This window comes from Allobosea sp. 05T422_2, assembly GCF_056396265.1.
Genome location: NZ_JBFTLD010000032.1, coordinates 1 through 23,469 on the forward strand (window position 1 = coordinate 1; position 23,469 = coordinate 23,469).

Below are 23,469 nucleotides of genomic sequence, written 5' to 3' on the forward strand. Positions count from 1 at the left end.
CCTCATCATCGATCTCGTCGTGGCCTCGATCCTGATGTCCGTCGGCATGATGATGTTGCCGCCGGTGACGGTCGCGCTGCCGTTCAAGCTGATCTTCTTCGTCCTGGTGGACGGCTGGGGCCTCGTCACGGGATCGCTGATCAAGAGTTACGGAACGTAGCGGTCAACCGCGGCCTGGCGCTGCGCCCGGGCTCGCCTCGGCGCCGGTCGAGCTGGGTGGTGCTGCCTGTTCGGGCTCGGCTTTGGGCCGGCTGCGCACAGCGCTTGAATAGGCCGGATAGCGCTCGCGATAGGCCCTCATGAACTCCGACAGGTTGTCGGCACCGGAAACGGCGCGCGCCATCTCGCGTATATCGGCGGCATTGGCACGGTTGGCCCCGGTCGCGAAGGCGAAGGTGCGAGCATCCGTGCTCTCGGCCATCTTGGCGGCGAATTTCGTGCGCAGCCGGTCGAGCGACAGAGCCTCGTTCGACATCACATAGGAGACGGCGGCGCGCATCACGTCGGCGCGCTCACGCTCGTTCAGCGGCGCGTTACCGCGCCAGCTTTCGCCCAAAATGCGTTCATGCGCTTCGCCAGCGTCGCGCCAGCGGCGGCCCGTCCAGTAAATATCCGAGCGCAGCCGGTCGACTTCCGGACCGCGCTCGATTTCGAGCATCTCGAGCGCCTGGTCGGTGCGCGAGAGATCGGAGAGGGCCTTCGCCTCGAGCAGGAGCCGCGCCCGCTTGACGTCTCCCGGCAGTTCGATCAGCCGCGTCGAGGAGATCGCCTGCAGCGCTTCGGCTGGCTTGCCGTTCATCAGCGCGATCATCGCAAGGCGTGCAGCCATCGTCGACCGCGCGGCGCCGGTCAGGCGGGCCTGCATCTGATAGCGCAGAATCTCGCTCGCCTGGTCGAGCAGGTCGAGTTCCACCAGCCGGTCGGCGAGAAGGCGGGCGATTTCGTCGCCGCGCCGGCCGATCGGCAGGAATTCCTTGAAGTCGTAGAACAGGGCCAGCGCTTCGATGCGCGGCAATTGTTCCTGCGCTGCGTCGCGATTGCTGAAGATCTCGGCGAAGCGCTGGGCCGTTTCATCGTGAAGGCGGCGCGTCAGCGGATTGTCGGGGTAGTTGTTGTTGGCGCGGCGCGCGATCTGGAAGGCGTCACGCCAACGGTGCTGCGCGGTATAGAGCCGGCCGAGCTCGGACAAAGCCTCGATCTCGATCTCGCCGCCGCGCCAGATGATCGACACCGTCTCGAGCCTGCGGGTCGCCTCATCAGGCGAAATGTCCTGGCGTTTCTCGGTCTGCACCAGCCGGATGGCACGCAGTTGCGCCTCCGCTGCGACTGGCCTGCTGGCGGCCTCGAATAGCGGCTTGTAGCCGTTCAGCGCGGCCTCTGGGCGACCGCTGACATCATCGAGCATGGCGCGAAGGAGTGCGAGCTCCTCCTTGTCCACAAGATCGCGCGGCAATTCCGAGAGCCGCTCGATCTGGCGCTCGGCCGTCGTCATATCCTGCATGGCCATGGCTGCGCGCGCCATCGCCGGGCGGAACTGCACCTGCAGATCATCCGGGTAGCCGTCGAGCGTCGCCTCGGCGCGCCGGAAACCGGCAAGCGCCTGGGCCTGGCGCCCGAGCCGCTGTTCGATCAATGCGCGCCAGAGCCCCGCCTCGGCATCTTCCTTGAGCGGGCCGGCCTCGAAGGAAGCGAGAGCCTCGGGGGTACGGTGCATCTTCGCCGCGATCACACCCTTCAGGAACAGAGCCTCGCGATTGCCGCGCATGGCGGCATCGTCGGCCAGCATCGCCTGGAGAGGCCCCGCGGCCTCCGGCATCAACCCGTTTGCGGCATAGAAGCGGGCGAGAGCCAGCCGTGCTTCGGATTTGCGGCTGCGCGAGGCGTCGGCGACATCGCGCAGCAGCTCACGCGCACGTTCACGGACGGCTGCAACGCGCAGCTTCGCCCAGAGCTCCGGGCTCAGCAGGGGCGGGGGCGCCGCGACCGGCGTCTTCGTCTTGTCTTCCTCGCTCTGCGGAAGATCGAGGGTGACGGTCAGGCCGCCGGCGCGCCCGATCAGCGCTTGCTCGGTGCCGGCGCGGACGACGATGTCGTCGGAGCGCGGCATGATGGCGAGGCCATGGGCGGTCTGCATCAACCCAAACTCGACGAAGCGATAGGGCTTGGTCACAGCCCGCGTTGGCCCCAGCGCGGTTGCGATGGCCATGGGCATGCCCGCGGTCCCGCCCTCGATCCAATGCACGCCGGTCATGCCGGGCAGGGGAATGGCGAGGATCGTCTGGCCGCGCTCATCGACCGTGCGTGCAGGGGCGACAGGGTTCGTCGGCTTGCCTGCCTGCTCACCGAAGCCGAGCGTCCAGCCGGTGCCGTCATCGCTGAAGCGCACCAACTGCTGGTTGGACAGGCGCAGCCGGACCAGCGTGGCCTTGCCTTCGCGCGTGACAACGGCTTCCTCGATCAGCTCCGGAAGCATCTGCCGAAAGCTCGCGGGGTCGATCGTGTCGCGGGTGTCGAAGACGAGAGTCACCAGGCCGGCATCGACGAAGGCCGCAGCCCCGGTCGGGCGCGGGAAGCGGAAATCGATGCGGCTGCCATCCGGGCCCGCCGATGACTGGATCTTCACGAGCTGAGGCGTCGGGTCGATGGCCGGCGCGGTAGGCTCTGCGGCTGGCTTGGCGACTGGAGCAGCTTGCTGTGGTGCCGGTGCCTCGCTTGCAGCTGCCGGCTTGACGGCAGGGGCGGGCGGCTTGTCCGGCTGATCGGCGGCACTCGCCGGGAGCCCCGTCAGGCTGAGCACGCCGGCCTTGGCCGGCGGCAGCAGATCGACGACGAGGCGGTCGTCGTCGCGGAAGCTGCGAGCCTGCCAGTCCTTGGGCAGGGAAAGGTCGAGCTGGGTATTCTCCGCACCGGTCTCGGTCGAGACGAACCCGACCCGTTCTGGCAGGGCCGACCGGATCGCGGAGGGCTCCACCGTGAGCGATTGGTCGAAGGTGAGCCTGAGCGTGCCGTCGACAAGCTCATGCGCCAGCTTGGTGTCGGAGGGCGCCTGGAAGATCAGGCGCTCGAGTGTCGGCAGCTTGGCGCTGGTCAGCAGGAGAGGCTTGGGGGCAGTTGGTGGGCGGCGGTCGATCTCGCGAGCGCGGGCCTCCGCCAACCGGACACGCTCGGCCAAAGCGGCGATGACCTCGGGCGGAGGGCCGGGCATCACGCCCTTCCAGGTCTCCGGCAGCAGGTCGATGAAGGCCTTGTCGCCGGCCTCGATCAGGTTCGCCTTGTAGGGGCGAGCGAGAGCAAAGCGCATGCCGCGGCCATCAGGGTCGATCCGCGCGATCGAGACATAGTCCGGGAGTTCCTTGGCGATCTTGTTGACGTCGATCTTCACGGGGCCGCCGAAGGCAACGACCAGGACGCCATTGGCGACCCTGACGCGCACTGGCATCGGCTCGTCGAACGTCAGCGACAGGCGCCCGAAGCCGGGCGGCATGGCGGCACCCTGCAAGGTCGCCGTTGCCCCAAGCGCGGGCATGGAAAGGCTGGCGGCAACGCCAAGCGCGGCCAGTCCGACACCAAAGGCAAGAGAACGCGGGAAACGCAAACCGGTACACTCACGCAACGCGACACCAGTGCCCGGCACGACCGCAAGACGGCAGCCCGAGCGCTACCGACGATAGGGCGTCAAGGATAATGGCCGGTTAAGGACGCGGGAGGGTCAGCGTCGCTGCGGCAGCGCGACGGCGGGCAGCTCATTGCCCGACAGGGGCGCCGATTCGGCGGCAAGACGCGGGAGGCTGGGCGCGCGCGCCGGGGTCGCCAAGGCAACGGTCAGCTTCTCCGCGGCATCCGGGGACATTGCAGCGAGCACATCCGACATCTTGCGCGGGTTCATCTGCTGGACCACCGGAACCAGCACGCTGAGGTTCAGACGGTCGAAGACCTTTGCGGCGTCCTTCGGCTTCATGGTCTCGTACATGATGACGAGGTTCTTGATTGCCTTGCTCTCTTCCTCGGCCTGTTTGGCCTTGGGGCCGTCGACCTTGTCCTCGAGCTGCTTCAGGTCGCCGACGCGGCCGTCGAGTTTCTTCTCTGCCGTGTCGAGCAGGCGCTCGCGCATCTCCAACTCGCGCATGCGCGCCTCGATCTCCTCGCGCCGCTCGCCGAGGCGCTCCAGTATCGCGCGCTCGGCAGGCGAGGTGGTCCTGGCGGTGCCATTGAGGACATCGGCCTTGTTGTTCGGGTTGGCCGCGCGTGCAGCCTCGGCCTTCGCCTCTTCCTCCGGATTGGCCTTGGGCTTCTCGATCGTGCCGGTGGTTTCGGGATCGAGGAACGTATCGGGAGCGTGTGCGCGGGCGATGACCTTGGCGAGGCCCCAGACTTCGGGTTCCGTCTTGAGAGGCTGTGCGGCGGGCTGGGTCTTCGCAAGCGCCTGCGCGCTGGCAGGCCCCTTGGCGGGATAAGGCTCCGACGTCCAGGCGATCAGCTTCAGCGCCAGGAGGCCCATGGCGCCGAGGATCACTGCCGGGATGAGGCGGGGCCTCTCGATCACGCCGCCTGACCTTCCAGCCGCTTGGCGGCACGGGCGCGGATCGCGGCGGCGGCGTGCGCGGCATTCGTCAGGCGCGAGACGGTCGGTTCTTCGGCAACCTCGGGCACAGCATCCGCGGCCTTGGGCGCAACCAGCGTGGCGGCGCTGACGATCTGGGCGATGCGTTCCATGACGTCCTGACCGGCTTCGACCTGGGCCGCGAGATCGGCGGCATAGCGCTCGGCCGTACGCAGTCGCTCGGCCAGCGTCCGGTCGCAGTCGCCAAGCGTCAGTTTCAGGCCGGCGATGGCGCGCTCGGCCGTGTCGGTGGCGGAGATCAGGGCGCCGATGGTCTGTCGCATCGCGCCTTCATCCGCCTTGAGCCGCTCGATTCGCTTGGACAGGACATAGCAGGTGATGATGGTGGCGACGAGGAGGCTGGCGACCAGCGCATCGGCGATAAGGGTAATCGTCATGGCGTTGTCCCCGGGCGTCAGATCGGCGAGCCGAGATGGCTGGTGGCGCTGTCGAAGGCTGCGATCGTGGTCTTGGAGCGGCGTAGCGGGCTGACGACCTGGACGGCGATCTTGTCGTCGACGCGCCCGATGCGACCTTCGCTGACCATGAAGTCCCCGCAACGCAGCGAAACCACTGAATCGGGGCGCGCGTCGAACATCAGCGTGTCGCCGATCTCGAGCTTCATCACGCGCTTCAATGGCATCTGGGTTTCGTGGAGCACGCATTTCACCGCGACGTCCGTCTGCCAGACCTCGGTTGCGAGGTGGTTTTCCCAGATCGGGTCGCGGCCGAGCTTCTCACCCATGAAGCTCTCGAGGAGCAGTTCACGGATCGGCTCGATCGTCGCATAAGGCAGGAGGATGTGCAGCGAGCCGCCGCGCCCCTCCATGTCGAAGCGCAGTTCGACCCGGATCGCTGCGTTGGCAGGGCGCGAAATCGAGACGAAGCGCGGATTGGACTCGATCCGGTCGACCTTGAAATTCACCGGCGAGAGCGGCTGGAATGCCGCTTCGGCATCACTCAGGACGAGCGCGATCACCCGCTTCAGCAGATTGAATTCGATCGACGTGAAGGGACGCCCGTCGACCCGCGGGGCAGGCTGCCCGCGCTTGCCGCCGAGCATCGTGTCCAGCACCGAGTAGATCAGGGAGGACTCGATCGTGATCAGGCCGAAATTGTCCCATTCCTCTGCCTTGAAGACCGAGAGCATGGCGGGCAGAGAGATCGAGTTGATGTAGTCGCCGAAGCGCACGGAGCGGATGCTCTCGAGGGACACCTCGACGTTGTCGGTGAAGAAGTTGCGCAAGCTGGTCGAGAGCAGCCGAACCAGACGCTCGAAGATGATTTCGAGCATCGGCAGGCGTTCATAGGATACCGAGCCGGATTCGACGATCGCCTGGATGCCGTTGCGACTGTCCTTGTCGTCTCCAGCCGAGAAACCGAGCATCGTGTCGATTTCGTCTTGGCTCATCAGGCGGTCGGTACCGCCTTCGGCCTCGCCTTCCTCCTCGACGGTGTCCGGCATGGTGGCCCATTCCGCCGCCATGTTCTCCGGCGTCAGAGGCTGGTCCTTGGGAAGGCCGCCGGTCTGTTCGAGTTCGCTATCGGCCATGGGACGCTCGGCTGATGGTCAGGGATCGGAGAGGCCGGCTCACTGGACCAGCAGTTCCTTGAACAGCACCGCTTCGACCTTGGCCGGATAGACGGTGACGTTCACGCGACGCAGAAGCTCTTCCTTCAGCCGGTAAATTCCGGCGGAGCCGTCGAGATCGGCGGGGCGCAGCTCGCGCATGAAGACCTGAAAGGCATCCTCGACACGCGGCAGCAGCGGCTTGATCTCCTCGGAGGCCTTGGCATCCGCGATCTCGAGCACGACCTTGATCTTCATGATCGGCTGGCGGTCCTGCTGGCCGCCGCTTGAAATGCCGATCATCATGTCCTTCATTTCGACGAAGGTTGCCGGCTTCTTGACGTTCTTGGCCGCTTCCGCTGCCGCAAGCTGCTCTGGTGAAGGCTTCTTCAGGAAAAACCAGCCACCGCCACCGAGAGCGGCCAGCAGCACAACGCCACCGACGATCATCACGAGCTTCTTCTTGCCCGCCTTCGGCGCGCCGGCGCCGTCTGCGGCCTCGTCGTCGCTGCTCTTGGTCTTCTTGGCCATACCTGTCTGCCCGGGTACCGGAGCGCGGCTCCATTCTGGGCGGCTCACTCCTGCAAATCTGCCGAAACAGGGTTAACGTCTCGTTAAGGACGGCAGTTTTTGCCCGGTCGTTTCTGCCCGTCGACACGCTGTTGCCGAGCGGGTGGCGCAGTCCGGGTTGAATAATATCTCTTATATTTCAAAGCGATGATATCAGTTAACCACGTTGGCACGGGGGTTGCGGTGACTGATCTGCGAAGGCTGCGCTGGGGAGCGTCGAGGCTTTCGCGGGACATGATCGGGAGTTACCGCCGTGGAGAACATGCTTCTCGTCGGCCTGTCGCGCCAGATGGCTCTGGCGCGTGAGCTGGATGTTATCGCCAATAACGTGGCGAATGTCGGCACGAACGGCTTCAAGGCGCGTTCGGCGCGCTTCAATGAGTTTCTCATGCCCCAGGCGAGTGCCGAGGGCTTCAAGGCGCCTGACCGCAAGCTCTCCTATGTCATCGACAAGGGCACCCCGGTCGATCTGTCTCAGGGCGTGATCGAGCGCACCGGCAATCCGCTCGATGTGGCGTTGCGCGGCGACAATTTCCTCGTGGTGCAGACCCCGCAGGGCGAGCGCTATACGCGCGCCGGTTCGCTCTCCATCAATGGCCGCGGCCAGCTCGTCACCCAGGGTGGCCAGCCGGTCCTGGGAGAGGGCGGCCCGATCCAGTTCGGCGATACCGAAACCGGCGCCAGCATCGCTACGGACGGCACTGTGTCGACCAATCTCGGCACGCGCGGCAAGCTCCGCCAGGTGCGTTTCGCCAATCCGGCTGCATTGAGCAGCGACGGCACCAATCTCTTCGCTTCGACCGCTCCGGCTCAGCCGGCCGGGCCACTGGCCCGCCTCGAGCCCGGCGCGGTCGAGACATCCAATGTCAAGGCGGTGATCGAGATGACGCGGCTGATGGAGGTCCAGCGCTCCTACCAGAGCATGGCGAACCTGATGTCGAAATCCGACGAATTGCGCAGCCGGGCGATCTCGCGCCTCGCTGACCAGCAGGCCTGACAGGAAAAGGAGCCAGCACAATGCGCGCCCTTCAGACCGCCGCGACCGGCATGATGGCCCAGGAACTCAACGTTCAGGTCATCTCCAACAACATCGCCAACGTGCGCACCACTGGCTACAAGCGCCAGCGCGTCCACTTTCAGGATCTCCTCTACGAGAACTTTCGTCGGGCCGGTTCCGCCACCTCCGATCAGAACACGCAGGTGCCGGCGGGGACCTTCATCGGCTCGGGCGTCAAGACGGTTTCGACCGGTCGCGTGATGACGCAGGGCAACATGACGTCGACCGAGAAGGAATACGATCTCGCGGTCAAGGGCGAGGGCTTCTTCCGTATCCGCATGCCGGATGGACGGACCGCCTATTCCCGCGACGGCTCGTTCGATCTCGACTCGCAGGGGCAACTCGTCACCCGCGACGGCTATCAGGTCGAGCCGGGCATCACGATCCCGAACAACGCGACCAGCGTCAGCATCAACGCGCAGGGCACGGTCGAAGTCAGGCTCCCCGGCCAGACCGCGCCACAGCAGATCGGGCAGATCCAACTTGCCCGCTTCATCAACAAGGTCGGACTTGAGTCGCTCGGCGACAACCTCTTCATCGAGACGGCTGCCTCGGGCCAGGCGATCGATGGCGTCGGCGGGGCGGAGGGGTTCGGCACGCTCCAGCAGTATTCGCTCGAAGAAGGCAATGTGCAGGCCGTCATCGAGCTGTCGTCGCTGATCTCGGCCCAGCGTGCCTATGAAATGAATTCCAAGGTCATCACCGCCGCCGACCAGATGCTGTCGGCGACGACCCAGATGTTCCGAGGGTGAGGACCATGCTCATGATCCGCTCCTCCAGCCTTCTTGTTTCCCTGCTCTTCGCTGGATCTGCGCTGGCGGCTCAGCCGCACCAGGCCGCGTCTGTCGCGACGGCCGCCTTGCCGGCGGAAAAGGCGCATCCGGCCCCGGCCCTTCGCCGGATGCAGTTGCGCAACGAACTCACGCTGTCGCGCGACCTCGTCACCTTCGGCGATCTGATCGCCGGCCTTTCCCCGCAGGACGCCGCCATGCCGGCCTTTCGGGCGCCGGTGCTCGGCGAGACCGGCACGATCCAGGCCGCCCGCATCATCGAAGCCGCGAAAAATGGCGGCGTCATCCGCGAGGCCAGCGATATCGACAGCCAGGGCATCGCGCAGGTCGTCGTTACCCGCGCGGCTCGCCGCGTCATGGCCTCCGATGTCGAGGGTGCGGTGAAGACCGGGCTGCTGGAACGCTTCGGTGTCGATAGCCGCATCTTTGCGCTGGCCGTGGACGGGGGCACGCCTTCGATTGCGGTCGAGCCCGAACTGACGGGCGCCATGACGGTGGTCGATCTGAGCTATGACGCCCGGTCGCGTCGCCTCCAGGCTTTGCTGACGGTGCCCGGTAGCGCCGCGCTGCGCCTGAAGCCGGTGCGGATCTCGGGGCATCTGGTCGAAACGACGGAAGTCGTGGTTCCGCTCCGCGCGATTGCCCGCGGCGAGACGCTGACCGCCGCAGACGTGATTGTCGAGCGGCGCCCGCGTGAAGGCCAGGGGGGGGAGCTGATCGCCGAGATGAAGGGAGCGGTCGACAAGGTTGCGCGACGTGCGCTGATGGCCGGAATGCCACTGCGCAATGGCGATGTGCAGCGCGAGGAGATCGTCGGCCGCGGCGATCTCGTCACCATCGTCTACGAGGCGCCGGGCCTGCTTCTCACCATGCGTGGGCGCGCCGGAGAGGCTGGCGCGAAGGGCGATGTCGTCAGCGTCACCAATCCCCAATCCAAGCGTGTGTTGCAGGGCACGGTCAGCGGTCCCGGCCGGATCACGGTCAAATCGGCCGGTATTGGCCGCGTCGCCAACGCGCAGTAGTCACGAAGATGCGGAATATCATCATGTCCCAGGCCAAGCTTCTCAGGTTCTCGAGCATCCTTGCGCTCGGTCTCGCGCTCGGCGCCTGCGGGGCTGCCGACCGGCTTGCCAATGTTGGCCAGGCACCAGCGCTCTCGCCGATCGAGGATCCGACCGCGGTGAAGGGCTACAAGCCCGTGCAGATGCCGATGCCGGCAGTCGAACATGCCTCCTTCGCGCCGAACTCGCTGTGGCGCACAGGCTCGCGCGCCTTCTTCAAGGACCAGCGTGCCCGCATGGTCGGGGACCTCGTCACGGTCAAGGTCAAGGTCACCGACCGGGCCCAGCTCGACAACACCACCAAGCGCAGCCGCAAGAACGGCGAGGATTTCGGCGCAGCGAGGATCATGGGGTTCGAGAACAAGCTCGACAAGTTCCTGCCGGACGGCTCCAGCGCAGGCGAACTGCTCAAGCTCGATTCCGAGGGGTCGAGTGAAGGCTCGGGCTCGGTCCGCCGCGCCGAGCAGCTTGCCACCAATGTCGCTGCCGTGGTGACCCAGACCCTGCCGAACGGCAATCTCGTGATCGAAGGCAAGCAGGAGATCCGGGTCAATTTCGAGGTGCGCGAGCTGATCGTCGCCGGTGTGATCCGGCCCGAGGACATCGAATCCGACAACACGATCGATTCCAGCAAGATTGCCCAGGCGCGTATCGCCTACGGAGGCCGCGGTCAGATCACCGATGTCCAGCAGCCGCGCTACGGCCAGCAGGTCATGGATATCCTGCTGCCCTTCTGACGGCCCTTCGAGAAACCCGGCCAGGCGAGGTACGCTCCCCGCCTTTCCCTCCCTGGCCGGCGGGCTGCTTCCTCCCGAGGCAAGCCCCTGTCCCGGATGCCAGCCACGCTCCCCAAGCTTTTATGGGTGGCATCCAGTGAAACCCCGCGCCTCCCGCGCGGGGTTTCCTCCATTCCAACAAAAAAGCCTTTCGCCGGCGGCGAAAGGCTCTCTTCAGACCGTGGATGGCGGAAAAGGTTCAGTCGTCGCGGAAAACACGTTCGTTGCGCTCGTGACGCTCCTGCGCCTCCAGCGAAAGGGTTGCGATCGGCCGGGCCTCGAGGCGCTTGAGCGAGATCGGCTCGCCGGTCTCCTCGCAATAGCCGTAGTTGCCCTCGTCGATCCGTGCGATCGCAGCTTCGATCTTGGCGATCAGCTTACGTTGACGGTCGCGAGCGCGCAGCTCGATCGCGCGATCGGTCTCGGATGAGGCGCGATCGGCGATATCAGGGTGATTCTCGCTCTCGCTCTGCAAGGTGACCAGCGTCTCCTTGGCTTCCTTGAGGATCTCCTCCTTCCAGGCGAGCAGCTTGCTGCGAAAATATTCGCGCTGACGCTCGTTCATAAAGGGTTCGGAGTCGGAGGGTCGGTAGTCGGCGTCCAGGATGATCTGTTTCGACATAGGCGCGCTCTCTGAGTGTCTGTTTCCGGCGTGCCTACCGACTCTGCCTTAGTCGGGCCGCCGATTTGGCGCCCTTATAGCGAGGGAGAGAGACAGTAACAATCGCGATCGATGCAGTTTCAACCAATCTCGCGAAGTCGTTGTCATAAAAATGAAATCCGTCGTTCTCCGGGCATCTTTGCCAAGCTTATCGCAGAGACGTGAGCGCTGCCGCAATGCTCGTTTCGACCTCGCGGGCGACAATCTGACGGTAATGGCTATGGTCGAAGAAATTGGAAGGCTCACGGATCAGGGGCGTGTCGCGACGCAGATCGACAAGCTTCGTTGCAGGGCGTTCGTCGGCTAGCGCCTGGAAAGCGGCCCGGCAGGCCGCCTCGGCGCGCCCTTCGGGACTGCCAGGTGCCGGCAGCGCGGTAATATGGAGCGGCGGACGCACCAGCACCACGGGAGCGCCCTTTGATTCTGCCTCAAGAAGAGCAGCGAGCGCGGTGGCCGCCGGGAAAGGTCCGGTCTCGTTACCACCACTCATATCCTGGTGCTCGAACAACCTGCGTCGAAGCTCGGGCTTTTCGACATATCCCAGGCCGACATAGCCAGCCTCATAGTCCCAGTATCCATCCGGGCTAGCGCGTTTCGGTGCGTTCCTGATCTCATATCGGATGCGGCGTGGCAGTTCTTCGACGACGTCGTAGCGCATCAATCCGAAGAGATACTCCGCGAAATTGCGGCTGAAGAGCCAGAACGGGAAGGGTTTGCTGACGGGCATGGCCGGGTCGGGCGTGCACCAGGTGTGGTCGACGCTGATGACCAGAGCCTTGGCCGGTTCTTGCCTATGGCGCAGGTACCAGTCGATCAGCACCAGCGTCTCCTTGGGGCCTGTCGCGGGGGCGATCAGCGAGACGAAGGGGATTCCAGTCAGCGTTTTCAGCAGGTCGGGTTTGACCAGTTGGATATGGGAATTGCCGAATATCGCTCCCGAGAATGCAGGGTCGCGGCCGCGGCTGGCGGCGGCTGTGCGCGGACCCTGCGGGCGAACGCCCTGCTTCAATGACAGTGGTGAGCGCCCGCTGTCATAGGGGTCGATCAGGATGGCCGCGGTGAAGAAGGCGGCTAGCAAGAGGCCTCCCGCAGTCAGAGAGACGCGGATAAACCGCTGCCAGCTCATTCCTGCGGCGGGGTTGGCCTCGGCGCTGAGCCGTTCAGAACTGGAAGTAGATGAATTCATAATTGGCGTCGTCGCCGATCTTGAACAAAACAAGCACGAAGAGCACTGCCATCAGCACGGCGATCCACCGCGCCGGCGGCAGCCGGTGCACCAGGGCCCATGCGGTCGGGCCGAGCATCGCAAAGGCGGCTGCGGGCAGCAAAGCGCGCCATTTGAAGCCGGAGCCGAAGGGCGCGAAGCCGAAGAGGCCCTTGTAGATCGTCAGCGCCGCCGGGAAGGAGGAGGCGCGGAACAAGACCCAGCACAGCGTCACAAAGAGCAGGGTCAGGGCCCAGCCGAGCAGCGCCGGCATCGGCAGCTTGGCACGGCGCCAGAGCAGGCAGATGATCAGGGCCACGCCATGGGCGACGCCCCAGGCGATGAAGGTGAGGCCGGCGCCATGCCAGAGGCCACCAAGCGCCATGGTGGCGAAGAGCGCCCAGATCTGGGTCGGCAGTCCCCGGCGCGAGCCGCCCATCCAGATGTAGAGGTAGTCGCGGAGGAAGCGCGACAGCGTCATGTGCCAGCGCCGCCAGAAATCCTGGATGCTGATGCTGCGATAGGGCACATCGAAATTCTGCGGCAGCACGATGCCGAAGAGAAGGGCCAGGCCGAGCGCCATGTCGGTATAGCCGGAGAAGTCGAAATAGATCTGGAAGGTGAAGGCAAGTGTGCCTTGCCAGGCCTCGGCTACTGAAACGACCTGTCCGGCGGCTGCCGCGGCGAAGACGGGGTTGGCGTATTCGGCCAGCGGGTCGCCGAGCAGCACCTTCTTGGCGAGACCGGCAGTCAGGAGCATCAGCCCACGTGCGATGCGTTCGGCCGCGTCGGACCGCAAATAGGGTCGTTCGTCGAACTGATGCATGATCTCGCGCCAGCGCACCAGCGGTCCGGCCAGGACCTGCGGGAAGAAGGCGATGTAGAGCGCATAGCGCACCAGATCGTAGCGCGGGGCCTCGCCGCGCCTGAGATCGGTCAGGTACATCACATGGTGGAAGGTAAAGAAGGAGATGCCGAGCGGAAGCGCCAGATCAAGCTTGGGGACGGGTAATCCCGGAACCATGCCTGCGAACTCAGCGAAAAAATTGAAGTATTTGAACAGCGCCAGCACGGCGAGGTTGAGTGCGATCGCCAGCGAAATCAGGCCGCTTCGCTTGGTCTTCAGGAAGGCTTCGGCGGTCCACCAGTTGAGCAGGATCGAGAAAGCCAGCAGCGGGACGAAGCGCCAGTCCCAATAGCCGTAGAAGACAAAGGACAGGAGCGCCAGAACAGGCAGCCGCAGGCTTGGCTGAAAACGCTCGACCAGCCAGTGCAGGGCGAGTGCAAGCGGCAAGAAGCCGAGCAGGAAGACGAAGGAATTGAACAGCATCGAGAGCGGGAAATCTCTTGGGGGCGAGCGCCGCCTTAGACGATTATCTTCCGGGAGTCATGTCCGGGGTCGCGGGCCGGGAGGCCCGGTGAAGCGGGCTTTGGGACGAAGATGCTCGTCAAACGCGCAGTTATTCCGATCTGCAAAGCATGCGCGCCGTTCTGTGTCGCTTGTCGAAAGCGTATTCTTCTCATTAGAATAATTATAATAAATATTCGCGTGATAAATATCGTAATATTGTTGATGCGCTACGAAACAATGCTAGTCAGTCGCGCGGGCGCCGCCGCCTTGCTCTGAAACAATCGTAGTAGCCGTGTCCAAGGGACTGCCCATATTCTTGCTGTTGGGACTGCTCTGGTCTGTAGCCAGTGTGCTCGGTCTCGTTTCGCCCTTCCTGCTGCCTGGGCCGGTCGCGGTCATGGAGGCGGGACGTCAACTCATCGCCGATGGCTCCCTTGTCAGGCATGTGGCGATCAGCTTGCAGCGCGTGATCCTCGGCTATGGCCTTTCCGTCGCCACTGCCTTGCCCCTGGCACTGCTGTTCGGTCTGCTGCCGCGGTTGCGCGCGCTGGTCGAGCCGGCGCTCGAATTCCTGCGCCAGGTTCCGCCGCTTGCGCTGCTGCCTCTGCTGATCCTGTGGCTCGGTATCGGCGAAGTGCAGAAGATCGGTGTGATCATGCTCTCCTGCTTCTTCCCGATCTTCCTGGGAGCCCTTGGGGGGATTGCCCAGGCGGATCCGAAGCTCGTCGAGGTCGGCCGGGCCTGTGGCCTGAGCAGCTCGGAAATCCTGCGTCGGATCGTTCTTCCGGCCTCGCTTCCGGCCCTCGTCGTCGGTTTGCGGATCGGGCTCGGCTATAGTTGGCGGGCTCTGGTCGGAGCCGAGCTGATCGCGTCGAGCTCGGGGCTCGGCTACATGATCATCGACGCCCAGAATCTTGCGCGCACCGACATCGTTCTCGTCGGGGTCTTTGTCATCGGCGTGCTCGGGCTGATCGCCGATGCCCTGGCCCGGGCCGCGATCCGCCGCAGCGCGCCGTGGCTGCGCTCCCATCTGGAGCTCGGCCGTGTTTGAGGCCCGCAATCTCGGCATGAGCTATTCGGTTGCGGGGCGCAGCGTCGCCGCTCTCGAAGACGTCGATCTCGATCTGCCGCGCGGCAGCTTCACAGCGATCGTGGGGCGCAGCGGCTGCGGCAAGACCACGTTGCTGCGTATCCTGGCCGGGCTTGCCGAACCGACGTCCGGCACATTGAGTTTTGCTGGCGGCGGGCGCCCGCGCATCGGCTATGTCTTCCAGGAGCCGCGGCTGATGCCGTGGCTCAGCGTCGCGCGCAACGCCGGATTCGGGCTCTGCGGCCGCATCCCGCAAGAGGTCATCGATCAGCGCGTCGGCGAAGCGTTGGCCCTCGTCGGGCTTTCGGGATTTGCAGAGGCAACGCCGGAGCAGCTCTCGGGCGGCATGGCGCAGCGGGTCGCGATTGCCCGCGCGCTCGTCCTCGAACCGGATCTTTTGCTCATGGACGAGCCCTTTGGCGCGCTCGACGCCTTCACGCGCCGCACCATGCAGCAGGAGCTCGTCGAAATCTGGCGCAAGCGCCGGCCGACCGTCGTCTTCGTCACCCATGACGTCGAGGAGGCGGTTCTGCTCGGCGAGGCCATTGCCGAATTGTCGGCGGGCCGGCTCGTCGGTTTGCGCCGGGTCGATCTTCCCTACCCGCGAGACCCTACGGATCCCGCGCTGCTCGCTCATCGCCGTGCCGTGCTCGAGCGCCTGCTCGAAACGAGCAGGCATCCCTTACAGAAGGAGATTGTGTCGTGAAATTTCTGAAGCTGATCGCCCTTGCGGTCATCGTTGCGGCTGCGCCTGCGATCTCGGTCCATGCTGCCGACAAGCCATCGAGCGTGCGCGTTACTTATGTGGCGTCACCCTTCAACGTTCCCTCCATCGTCATGCGCAAGAAGGGCTTTCTCGAGGAAGCTTTTGCGGCGGCGGGCATCAACAAGGTCGAGAATCCCGAGATCACCTCGGGCGCGGCGCAGATCCAGGCGCTTGCCGCCGGTGCGGTCGACATTGCCAGCGTACTGGGCGGGACCTCGGCCATTCTCGGGCGCGCGAACGGCATCGACCTCAAGGTGATTGCCGCCTATTCGCGTTCGCCCAAGGCCTTCTTCGTGATGACGACGGCGAACGGCCCTGCTTCGGTCAAGGATCTGAAGGGCAAGAGCGTGGGCGGCCCCAAGGGGACGACGCTGAACCAACTCCTAGCCGCGGCGCTGGCCGCCAATGGCATGAAGCTCGGCGATGTCGAGTATCTCAACATGGATATCCCGGCGGCGCGGGCAGCACTTCTGGCGGGTAAGGTTGATGCGGCGACGCTGGCCGGCGCCAATGCCCTGCAGGTGGAAGCTGCCGGCGGGCGCATCCTGGCGAGCGGCGAGGGGCTGATCGCTCCGACCTCGGTGATCGCGGTACGAACCGATTTTCTCCGGGACCATCCGGACCTGGTGCAGGCCTATCTCGCGGCTCACGGGAAGGCACTCGCGTTCATGAAGACCAATCCCGAGGAAGCCCTGAAGATCGCGGCCGAGGACCAGAAGATCTCGGTCGAGGACGCGCGCAAGCAACTGCCCTGGTATGATTTCACGCTCGCCATGACCGATGCCGATGTGAAGAACCTTGAAGCCGATCAGTCCTTCATGATCGAGGCCGGCATGTTACAGAAGACCATCGACATGCGCCGCGACCTCATCGATCCGATGGCGTTCAAACCGTGATCGACGCCATCCTCCTTGATTGCGAGCAGAGCGAGACCGGTGCCCAGGCCCTGATCACGGATCTCGCGCTCGGCCCGCGAATCGACCTCGTGCCGTTCTACGATCTCGAACGGACCGCGCTTTCCCGCACGCGCGGCCTGCTGCTCGGATTGCATTCGGACCAGCGCTATCTTGCCTCGCGCCGGGGACAGCTTGAAGCCTTCCTGGCCGATGGCGGCACGATCGTCGTCTGCGGCCATATCGGGCACCCTTTCCTGGCCGAACTCTCGCGGTTCCAGCCGATCCCCGGCTATCGGGTCGACGATCTCGCGGTCAACCGAGAGGCGGAGCACCCGGTCTGGGCCGGCGTCGATCCTGCGGATCTCTCGAAGCGGCGCGGCGTGGCGGGCTTCTATGGGCGCGGTTCCAACCCGCCACCGCCCGGTGCGCGCATCATCAACAGCCTGGGACCGAGCCGGTCTCCGGTCGATTTCGATTGCCGGCCGGCGGTGGGAGGGCGGTTGCTGGTCCATGCCGGCGCGGATTTGTGGGGCTATTTCGGCTCGGGCAACAGCTCGGAGCGGATCATGCCGCAACTGTTCGACTGGATCGCCAAGCCATCGGAGGCAGCATGACACTCGCGGTGCTGGACGGCGGAACCTATTACCACCAGGAAGCAATCTATGGTCAGCGGCTCGGTGGTCGCTTCGACCGGACGATCTACGCGCCTGAACTGGCTGCGGCCGACCTTGCCGGCTGCGACGCCCTGATGGTGGCGGATCGCATTCATCCGGGCGTTCTGCGGGGCAAGCGCCCGATCCTCCTCGACTATCTGGCCGGTGGCGGCACCTTGATCGTGCTTGGCGAGAACAGCGCCCAGCAATGGGCGCCCGGCGTCTCATGGGAGTTCCGTCCGACCAATTTCTGGTGGTGGCTGGAGCAGGGTGCCGATCCCGGCCACCGCATCGTCGCGCCCGAGCACGAACTTTTCCGCCATGTCGGGATGAAGGAACTGGTCTGGCACTATCACGGCCTGCTGACGCCCCCGCCGGGGGCGACCTCACTGGTGGACATCACGCGGGACGGCGACCCTCAGGGCAAGGGCGGCTCGATCCTCTACGACCACCGTCATGTTGGCGGTGGGGCCGGGCGCATGATCGTGACCACGCTCGACCCGTTCTACCATCATGGCAGCTTCTTCATGCCGGCGGCCTCGCGCTTTCTGGGCAAGCTGCTCGACTGGACGGATGAGGCGTTCCGAACCCCGGGTTAGCGGCCCCACCGCGAAAGGCCCTGCGCTCCGGCCAGATCAGTTACTTGCAAAATGATAGTAACTGGTCTAGCCGGAGTGAGCATGCAATCCAGGCCCGCTTCACTCTCCGAATGCCCCTGCGCACGGACGATCGAAACCGTCTGCGAATGGTGGAGCCTCCTGATCCTGCGCGATGCGTTCCGGGGGCTCACGCGCTTCGACGAGTTTCAGGCGAGTCTCGGCATTGCGCCCAATATGCTGGCTCGCCGTCTCAAGCATCTCACGCAGAGCGGCCTGTTCGAGCGGCGGCTCTATCGCGAGCGGCCAAAGCGATATGAGTACCTGCTGACCGCCAAGGGGCGGGACTTCTTCCCGGTGATTGCGGCAATGCTCGCCTGGGGCAACCGGTATCTCGCCCCCGAGGGCGTGTCCGTGCTGCTGGCAGGGCGCGTTTCCGGCCAGCCGCTCGAACCGATCCTGGTCGATGCCGCCAGCGCGACGCCGATCACGTCCGATAATGTCGCTCTCATTCCCGGTCCGCGAGCCAGCGAACAGATGCGCAGGCACATTGCCGCGCAGAGAGGTTTGCGACCGCTCTCTCCCTCTCACATCGAATAGGATCTGCCGATGCGCCGCGTCGTTGTAACCGGTATGGGCGTTGTCTCGCCCCTGGGCTGTGGAACCGAACTGGCGTGGTCGCGGCTGCTCGCTGGCCGTTCCGGGCTGCGGCGCCTGCCCGACAGCATTGTCGAGACCCTGCCGGCCAAGGTTGCCGGTGCCGTGCCGACGAAGGTGGAGGACGCTGAGGGGGGCTTCGATCCCGACAGCGCTATTGCTCCCAAGGACCAGCGCAAGATGGATCGCTTCATTCAGTTCGCGCTGGTGGCGGCGAAGGAGGCGCTGGAGCAGGCCGGCTGGGCGCCGACCGATGACGTGCAGCGGGAGCGCACCGCGACGGTCATCGCCTCCGGCATTGGCGGCTTCCCCGCGATCGCCGAAGCGGTGCGCGTCACCGATACGCGCGGTGTGCGACGGCTTTCGCCCTTCACGATCCCGTCCTTCCTGGTCAATCTTGCGGCTGGTCATGTCTCGATCGACCACGGCTTCAAGGGGCCGATCGGTGCGCCGGTCACGGCCTGCGCCGCCGGCGTGCAGGCGATCGGCGATGCGGCGCGGCTGATCCGGGCGGGAGAGGCCGATATCGCGCTCTGCGGCGGCGCCGAGGCCTGCATCGATCTTGTCGCGCTTGGTGGTTTTGCCGCGGCGCGTGCGCTCTCGACCGGCTTCAATGACGAGCCCGAGCGTGCCTCACGCCCCTTCGACCGGGACCGCGACGGTTTCGTCATGGGCGAGGGCGCCGGCATGCTGGTGATCGAGGCCCTGGAGCATGCGCAGGCGCGAGGGGCTGCGCCGCTGGCCGAGATCACTGGCTATGGCACCAGCGCCGATGCCTATCACATCACCTCAGGCCCGGAAGATGGTTCGGGCGCGCGGCGCGCCATGGAGATCGCCCTGAAACAGGCCGGCCTGCAGCCGCACGATATCCGTCATCTCAATGCGCACTCGACCTCGACGCCGGTCGGCGACCGAGGCGAATTGGCGGCAATCAGAGCGCTTTTCGGTTCCGAGCGCAGCATCGCGATCAGCGCCACCAAATCGGCGACGGGGCACCTGCTCGGCGCGGCCGGCGGCCTGGAAGCGATCTTCACCATCCTGGCGCTGCGCGACCAGATTGCCCCGCCGACGCTCAATCTCGACAACCCGGACGAGGATGCGGCGGGGCTCGATCTCGTGGCGAAGGAGGCCCGCCCGCTCCAGATGGAGCATGCCATCTCCAACGGATTCGGCTTTGGCGGAGTGAATGCGAGCGTGGTGTTAAGGCGGTGGCAGTAGCTCGCGTCAGCTCACAGCGGAATATTGTCGTGCTTGCGCCAGGGCCGCTCGACGTTTTTGGTTCTGAGCATGGCCAGGGCCCGGGCGATCCGGCGACGGGTCGAGTGCGGCATGATCACCTCGTCGACATAACCGCGCTCGGCGGCGACGAAGGGCGACATGAAGCGGTCCTCATATTCCTTGGTCTGGCGTGCGATGGTCTCGGCATCGCCGCCGCGGAAGATGATCTCCACCGCGCCCTTGGCGCCCATCACCGCGATCTGCGCCGTCGGCCAGGCATAGTTGACGTCGGCGCCGATATGTTTTGAGGCCATCACGTCATAGGCGCCGCCGAATGCCTTGCGGGTGATGACCGTGACCAGCGGTACCGTGCATTCGCTATAGGCGAAGAGCAGCTTGGCGCCGTGCTTGATCAGCCCGCCATATTCCTGCGCCGTGCCCGGCAGGAAGCCCGGCACGTCGACGAAGGTGACGATCGGGATCTCGAAGGCGTCGCAATAGCGCACGAAGCGGGCCGCCTTGCGGCTGGCATCGGAATCGAGCACGCCGGCGAGCACCATGGGCTGGTTGGCGACGACGCCGACGGTGCGGCCCTCGATGCGGCCGAATCCGGTGACGATATTGCCGGCATAGGCCGCCTGGATTTCGAAGAAGTCGCCCTCATCGAGCGTCTTCAGGATCAGTTCCTTGATGTCATAGGGTTTGTTCGGATTGTCGGGTACGAGCGTGTCGAGGCTCATGTCGACACGGTCCGGCACGTCGAAACTCGGCCATTCCGGGACGCCGACCGTGTTGTTGGCCGGCAGGAAGTCGATCAGCCGGCGCACCTGCAGCAGTGCCTCGACATCGTTCTCGAAGGAGCCGTCGGCCACCGAGGATTTCGAGGTGTGGACCTTGGCCCCGCCCAGCTCCTCGGACGTGACGGTCTCGTTGGTGACGGTCTTCACCACCTCCGGGCCGGTGACGAACATGTAGCTGGTGTCGCGGACCATGAAGATGAAGTCGGTCATGGCAGGGGAATAGACGTCGCCGCCCGCGCAGGGGCCCATGATCACCGAGATCTGGGGAATGACGCCCGAGGCCGTGACATTGCGCTTGAAGACCTCGCCATAGCCGCCGAGCGCCGCGACGCCTTCCTGGATGCGGGCGCCGCCCGCGTCGAACAGGCCGACGATCGGGGCCCGCATCTTCAGCGCCATGTCCTGGATCTTGGTGATCTTCTGGGCATGTGTTTCGGAGAGCGAGCCGCCGAAGACGGTGAAGTCCTTGGAGAAGACGAAGACGGTGCGCCCATTGACGGTGCCCCAGCCGGTGACGACGCCGTCACCCGGGATCTTCTCACCCTTCTCCATGCCGAAATCGACGCAGCGGTGCTGCACGAACATGTCGAATTCTTCGAAGGAGCCGTGATCGAGCAGGAGTTCGATACGCTCGCGAGCCGTCAGCTTGCCGCGCTTGTGCTGCGCCTCGATGCGCCTGTCGCCGCCACCCTTGCGCGCGCCCTCGCGGCGGGATTCAAGCTGCTCGAGAATGTCCTTCATGGAAATGCCCCGTCGCCGGTCAGAACGCCTGCGTTCCGGCTTAAGGGGCGAAGGCCATGCTGTCCATCAGCCGTTCGTTCGGGCTTGCGCTATCCGTGTTGGAGCAGAAGCACGGCCGCCGCAAATTCCTGGCGGCGGATCGTTCGCCTGTCGGCGGCGTCCTCATCCTGTCCCCAGATCTCGATCTGATAGTCCTCGTCGAGATGGGCGGCAGTCCATGCCTGCTCTTCGTCCAGCCGTCCGTCGGCGAGGGCCAGCATGAGAATGGCCGAGCCTGAAAGTGTCATCACATTATGCGCTCCGGCGAGCGCCAGAGGCGCGGAGAGATCGGCAACACGCCGGGCGACGGCGTCGAGCAAGCCGGCCGGTTGCGCGGCAAACATCACGCCCTCAGTGAGGGTGAAGCGTGCGCCGAGGGCGGCCTCGGTGCCGGCGACGATCGGGTCCCAGACATCACGCTGGCGTTCGACCAGATTGTCCGGTTCGCTGGCGCGATAGCAGAGCGCGTCGCTGCCGGCATAGCGTACGATCTCGGCGCGCACGGCTTCATGCTGGTCGGACACACCATCGAGCGCGGAATTGACCAGTCGTGTCAGCGGCATGACGGCGGGGTCGATCCGCTCGCCCTGCGCCTGCCATTCCGCAGCGAGTGCCTCGGCGACCGGGCGCGAGGTGATGGCCAAGGGATTCCGGGCCGGTGTCCGGGCCGTCCTGCCATCGAGCGCGACATGGAAGAGCCCGTCGCGTTCGAGCACACCAGCGGTTTCGTAGAAGCGCTTGGGCAGGGCGTTGCGCATCGCGCTTTGCGCCGCGGCAACGGGATCGGGCTGAGGCGTACCCGGCGCACCGAACCGCTGGAGAAATGCATCTGTCGACATGCGGGTCCCATAGCGCATTCGGCGCCGGCGGGAAACGGTTCTGGCGGTGGTTGACGTTAGGAGGAGCGTGCTCTAGACGCCCGTCCTCCCGCGCCTATGCGCGCGGAAATGAACGTGTTGGAGAATGTCATGTTTGAGAGTGCGGGAACCCGGTGACGTTTCGCTTCGGCGGAACGTGATGCAGCGCCGGGTCTGAAATGCAGCATTCGATGCCTGCATGGGGCTCCGGCGCTTGTCATGGTTTCATGCACAGGCTCTACAAACATGAATATCTCCAGGGGCGAGCAGCGCGTGCTGCACGTGCTGGCCCAGGGCGGGCATATCCGTCACCATCGCGGCGATGATGGCCGCATCCACCATGTCGACTGCTTCACCCATGAGGGCTACGTGTTGACCAACCGCACGCTCGAGCTTTTCGGGAGCCTCAGGCGCAAGCGGATGATCGAATCGAGGCAGGGGCGGCCCTATCGCATCTCGCGACAGGGCCGGCTCGCAGTGAGGTCTCAGGCCGACAACCGGTGAGGCCAAGGGGAGGGCCCGTCATGGGCCCTCCCGCTCTAGAACCAAGGACGCAACATGATCATCCGCGACGAGCAACCCGCTGACATTCCCGCAATCCAGGCGCTCATTGGTGACGCCTTCAAGGACGCTTTCCACAGCAACGGGGCGGAAGCGGCGATCGTCGATGGCTTGCGCCGGGGCGGTATGCTGGCCTTGTCCCTTGTCGCCTCCGATGGCGAGGCCCTGCTTGGCCATGTCGCCTTCTCCCCGGTCACGATCGGCGGGCAGGAGCTTGGCTGGTTCGGTCTCGGGCCTCTGGCTGTTCGGCCGGGCATGCAGGGGAGAGGCATAGGGCAGGCTCTGGTGCGCGCCGGGCTCGACAGGCTGAAGACGGCCGGTGCGAAGGGCTGCGTCCTGCTGGGGGCGCCGGGTTATTACGCTCGCTTCGGTTTCGCTGCAGATCCCCGGCTCTGGCTTGCCGATGTGCCGCAGGAGTATTTCCAGGTGCTTGGCTTTGGCGGCCCGCTACCGGCGGGCGAAGTTCGCTACCACGCAGCGTTCGACGCAGGCGAATCCTGAGGAACACGAGCCCGGGTCTTGCGGCTGAGCAGGCGTCAGAATCAGGTTGCCCGGATCCGGCCCAGGAACTGCGCGACCTCGGTATCGAGATGCGCGGATTGGGCGGCCAGCCTGTCGGCGGACTCGGCTACGAAGGCCGCGACCTGACCGGTTTCCGCGGCCACCTTGCTGACGAATTCGATATTGCCGGAGGCCGCGATGGTCTCGTGTGCTGCAGCCTCGATGTTGCGGGCAATCCCCGAGGTGGCTGCGTTCTGCTGTTCGACGACGGTCGCGACTGCCGCCGAAACCTCATTGAGCGAGCCGATGGTCGTGTTCATCGTGTCGATGGCGCGGACGGCTTCACCGCTCGAGTTGCGGATCGCTTCGATCTGGCGCTGGATATCGTCTGTCGCCAGCGAGGTCTGGTGGGCGAGCGCCTTGACCTCCTGAGCCACTAAACGCCGCGGGAGC

The 23,469-nt window shown here is 65.1% G+C and carries 24 protein-coding genes and 1 pseudogene; 14 read left to right on the plus strand and 11 right to left on the minus strand.

The features are described from left to right. Window positions 1-160, plus strand: a pseudogene (locus tag AC1DJT_RS08555) (flagellar type III secretion system pore protein FliP); the annotation flags it as partial. Between the two features lie 3 nt (window positions 161-163). On the opposite strand, the gene AC1DJT_RS08560 reads toward AC1DJT_RS08555, so the two are convergent. From AC1DJT_RS08560 to fliL, 5 genes are all read right to left on the minus strand, one after another. Then, window positions 164-3,595 (minus strand): hypothetical protein, encoded by a 3,432-nt coding sequence (locus tag AC1DJT_RS08560; protein ID WP_476833907.1) that lies wholly within the window; start codon window positions 3,593-3,595, stop codon window positions 164-166. 114 nt (window positions 3,596-3,709) lie between these two features. Then, on the minus strand, window positions 3,710-4,543 hold the full coding sequence (locus tag AC1DJT_RS08565) for a MotE family protein (protein ID WP_441506230.1): 834 nt from the start codon (window positions 4,541-4,543) through the stop codon (window positions 3,710-3,712). Then, window positions 4,540-4,998: a DUF6468 domain-containing protein gene (locus AC1DJT_RS08570; RefSeq protein WP_441491489.1), complete on the minus strand. Its 459-nt coding sequence runs from the start codon at window positions 4,996-4,998 to the stop codon at window positions 4,540-4,542. Before AC1DJT_RS08570 ends, AC1DJT_RS08565 begins: the two co-directional genes overlap by 4 nt. A gap of 17 nt (window positions 4,999-5,015) precedes the next feature. After that, a complete protein-coding gene (fliM, locus tag AC1DJT_RS08575) occupies window positions 5,016-6,152 on the minus strand; it encodes a flagellar motor switch protein FliM (RefSeq protein WP_113513509.1) in 1,137 nt (378 codons plus the stop codon). A gap of 39 nt (window positions 6,153-6,191) precedes the next feature. Then, complete coding sequence (fliL, locus tag AC1DJT_RS08580; protein ID WP_441491488.1) at window positions 6,192-6,701, minus strand: flagellar basal body-associated protein FliL; 510 nt, start codon at window positions 6,699-6,701, stop codon at window positions 6,192-6,194. A 292-nt stretch (window positions 6,702-6,993) separates the two neighbouring features. Here fliL and flgF point away from each other — a divergent pair, with 292 nt between their 5' ends. The 4 genes from flgF to flgH are packed head-to-tail and all read left to right on the plus strand — an operon-like array spanning window position 6,994 to window position 10,386. Then, window positions 6,994-7,737, plus strand: coding sequence for a flagellar basal-body rod protein FlgF (flgF, locus tag AC1DJT_RS08585; protein ID WP_069879978.1), 744 nt, complete (start codon window positions 6,994-6,996; stop codon window positions 7,735-7,737). A gap of 20 nt (window positions 7,738-7,757) precedes the next feature. Beyond that, window positions 7,758-8,549 carry a flagellar basal-body rod protein FlgG gene (gene flgG, locus AC1DJT_RS08590; protein WP_069879979.1) on the plus strand — a complete coding sequence of 264 codons (792 nt, stop codon included), beginning with the start codon at window positions 7,758-7,760 and terminating at the stop codon, window positions 8,547-8,549. Window positions 8,550-8,560: 11 nt separating this feature from the next. Next, window positions 8,561-9,610: a flagellar basal body P-ring formation chaperone FlgA gene (gene flgA, locus AC1DJT_RS08595; protein ID WP_476775886.1), complete on the plus strand. Its 1,050-nt coding sequence runs from the start codon at window positions 8,561-8,563 to the stop codon at window positions 9,608-9,610. A gap of 23 nt (window positions 9,611-9,633) precedes the next feature. Then, on the plus strand, window positions 9,634-10,386 hold the full coding sequence (gene flgH, locus AC1DJT_RS08600; RefSeq protein WP_441491486.1) for a flagellar basal body L-ring protein FlgH: 753 nt from the start codon (window positions 9,634-9,636) through the stop codon (window positions 10,384-10,386). A 238-nt stretch (window positions 10,387-10,624) separates the two neighbouring features. Here the strand turns inward: flgH and dksA are convergent, their stop codons facing one another. The 3 genes from dksA to AC1DJT_RS08615 all read right to left on the minus strand — a co-directional run bounded on the left by dksA (window position 10,625) and on the right by AC1DJT_RS08615 (window position 13,620). Continuing rightward, a complete protein-coding gene (dksA, locus tag AC1DJT_RS08605) occupies window positions 10,625-11,047 on the minus strand; it encodes an RNA polymerase-binding protein DksA (protein WP_113513504.1) in 423 nt (140 codons plus the stop codon). A 187-nt stretch (window positions 11,048-11,234) separates the two neighbouring features. Then, complete coding sequence (locus AC1DJT_RS08610) at window positions 11,235-12,164, minus strand: hypothetical protein (RefSeq protein ID WP_441506228.1); 930 nt, start codon at window positions 12,162-12,164, stop codon at window positions 11,235-11,237. An 82-nt stretch (window positions 12,165-12,246) separates the two neighbouring features. Further along, window positions 12,247-13,620 (minus strand): MBOAT family O-acyltransferase, encoded by a 1,374-nt coding sequence (locus AC1DJT_RS08615; protein WP_441506227.1) that lies wholly within the window; start codon window positions 13,618-13,620, stop codon window positions 12,247-12,249. A 337-nt stretch (window positions 13,621-13,957) separates the two neighbouring features. Here AC1DJT_RS08615 and AC1DJT_RS08620 point away from each other — a divergent pair, with 337 nt between their 5' ends. The 7 genes from AC1DJT_RS08620 to fabF all read left to right on the plus strand — a co-directional run bounded on the left by AC1DJT_RS08620 (window position 13,958) and on the right by fabF (window position 19,517). Further along, window positions 13,958-14,692 (plus strand): ABC transporter permease, encoded by a 735-nt coding sequence (locus AC1DJT_RS08620; RefSeq protein WP_441506226.1) that lies wholly within the window; start codon window positions 13,958-13,960, stop codon window positions 14,690-14,692. Beyond that, window positions 14,685-15,437, plus strand: a complete 753-nt coding sequence (locus tag AC1DJT_RS08625) for an ABC transporter ATP-binding protein (RefSeq protein WP_441506225.1) — start codon at window positions 14,685-14,687, stop codon at window positions 15,435-15,437. The genes AC1DJT_RS08620 and AC1DJT_RS08625 overlap by 8 nt, the downstream gene beginning before the upstream one ends. Beyond that, complete coding sequence (locus AC1DJT_RS08630) at window positions 15,434-16,393, plus strand: ABC transporter substrate-binding protein (RefSeq protein WP_441506224.1); 960 nt, start codon at window positions 15,434-15,436, stop codon at window positions 16,391-16,393. Before AC1DJT_RS08625 ends, AC1DJT_RS08630 begins: the two co-directional genes overlap by 4 nt. Next, on the plus strand, window positions 16,390-17,007 hold the full coding sequence (locus AC1DJT_RS08635; protein ID WP_441506223.1) for a hypothetical protein: 618 nt from the start codon (window positions 16,390-16,392) through the stop codon (window positions 17,005-17,007). Before AC1DJT_RS08630 ends, AC1DJT_RS08635 begins: the two co-directional genes overlap by 4 nt. Beyond that, window positions 17,004-17,645 carry a hypothetical protein gene (locus AC1DJT_RS08640; protein ID WP_441506222.1) on the plus strand — a complete coding sequence of 214 codons (642 nt, stop codon included), beginning with the start codon at window positions 17,004-17,006 and terminating at the stop codon, window positions 17,643-17,645. The genes AC1DJT_RS08635 and AC1DJT_RS08640 overlap by 4 nt, the downstream gene beginning before the upstream one ends. 81 nt (window positions 17,646-17,726) lie before the next feature. Next, window positions 17,727-18,242, plus strand: a complete 516-nt coding sequence (locus AC1DJT_RS08645; protein ID WP_441506221.1) for a winged helix-turn-helix transcriptional regulator — start codon at window positions 17,727-17,729, stop codon at window positions 18,240-18,242. Between the two features lie 9 nt (window positions 18,243-18,251). Next, window positions 18,252-19,517 carry a beta-ketoacyl-ACP synthase II gene (gene fabF / locus AC1DJT_RS08650; protein ID WP_441506220.1) on the plus strand — a complete coding sequence of 422 codons (1,266 nt, stop codon included), beginning with the start codon at window positions 18,252-18,254 and terminating at the stop codon, window positions 19,515-19,517. Between the two features lie 11 nt (window positions 19,518-19,528). Here the strand turns inward: fabF and AC1DJT_RS08655 are convergent, their stop codons facing one another. Both AC1DJT_RS08655 and AC1DJT_RS08660 read right to left on the minus strand, forming a co-directional pair. Next, a complete protein-coding gene (locus AC1DJT_RS08655) occupies window positions 19,529-21,058 on the minus strand; it encodes an acyl-CoA carboxylase subunit beta (protein WP_441491476.1) in 1,530 nt (509 codons plus the stop codon). An 89-nt stretch (window positions 21,059-21,147) separates the two neighbouring features. Then, window positions 21,148-21,936 carry an ATP12 family chaperone protein gene (locus tag AC1DJT_RS08660; protein WP_441506219.1) on the minus strand — a complete coding sequence of 263 codons (789 nt, stop codon included), beginning with the start codon at window positions 21,934-21,936 and terminating at the stop codon, window positions 21,148-21,150. Window positions 21,937-22,200: 264 nt separating this feature from the next. Between AC1DJT_RS08660 and AC1DJT_RS08665 the strand changes: the two genes are divergently transcribed. After that, entirely contained in the window at window positions 22,201-22,458 is a 258-nt protein-coding gene (locus tag AC1DJT_RS08665) for a YjhX family toxin (protein WP_441506218.1), read from the plus strand. A gap of 54 nt (window positions 22,459-22,512) precedes the next feature. Next, on the plus strand, window positions 22,513-23,016 hold the full coding sequence (locus AC1DJT_RS08670) for a GNAT family N-acetyltransferase (RefSeq protein WP_441506217.1): 504 nt from the start codon (window positions 22,513-22,515) through the stop codon (window positions 23,014-23,016). Window positions 23,017-23,057: 41 nt separating this feature from the next. Here AC1DJT_RS08670 and AC1DJT_RS08675 read toward each other — a convergent pair whose 3' ends face one another. Then, window positions 23,058-23,453: a methyl-accepting chemotaxis protein gene (locus AC1DJT_RS08675; RefSeq protein ID WP_441506216.1), complete on the minus strand. Its 396-nt coding sequence runs from the start codon at window positions 23,451-23,453 to the stop codon at window positions 23,058-23,060. Window positions 23,454-23,469 lie beyond the last annotated feature (16 nt).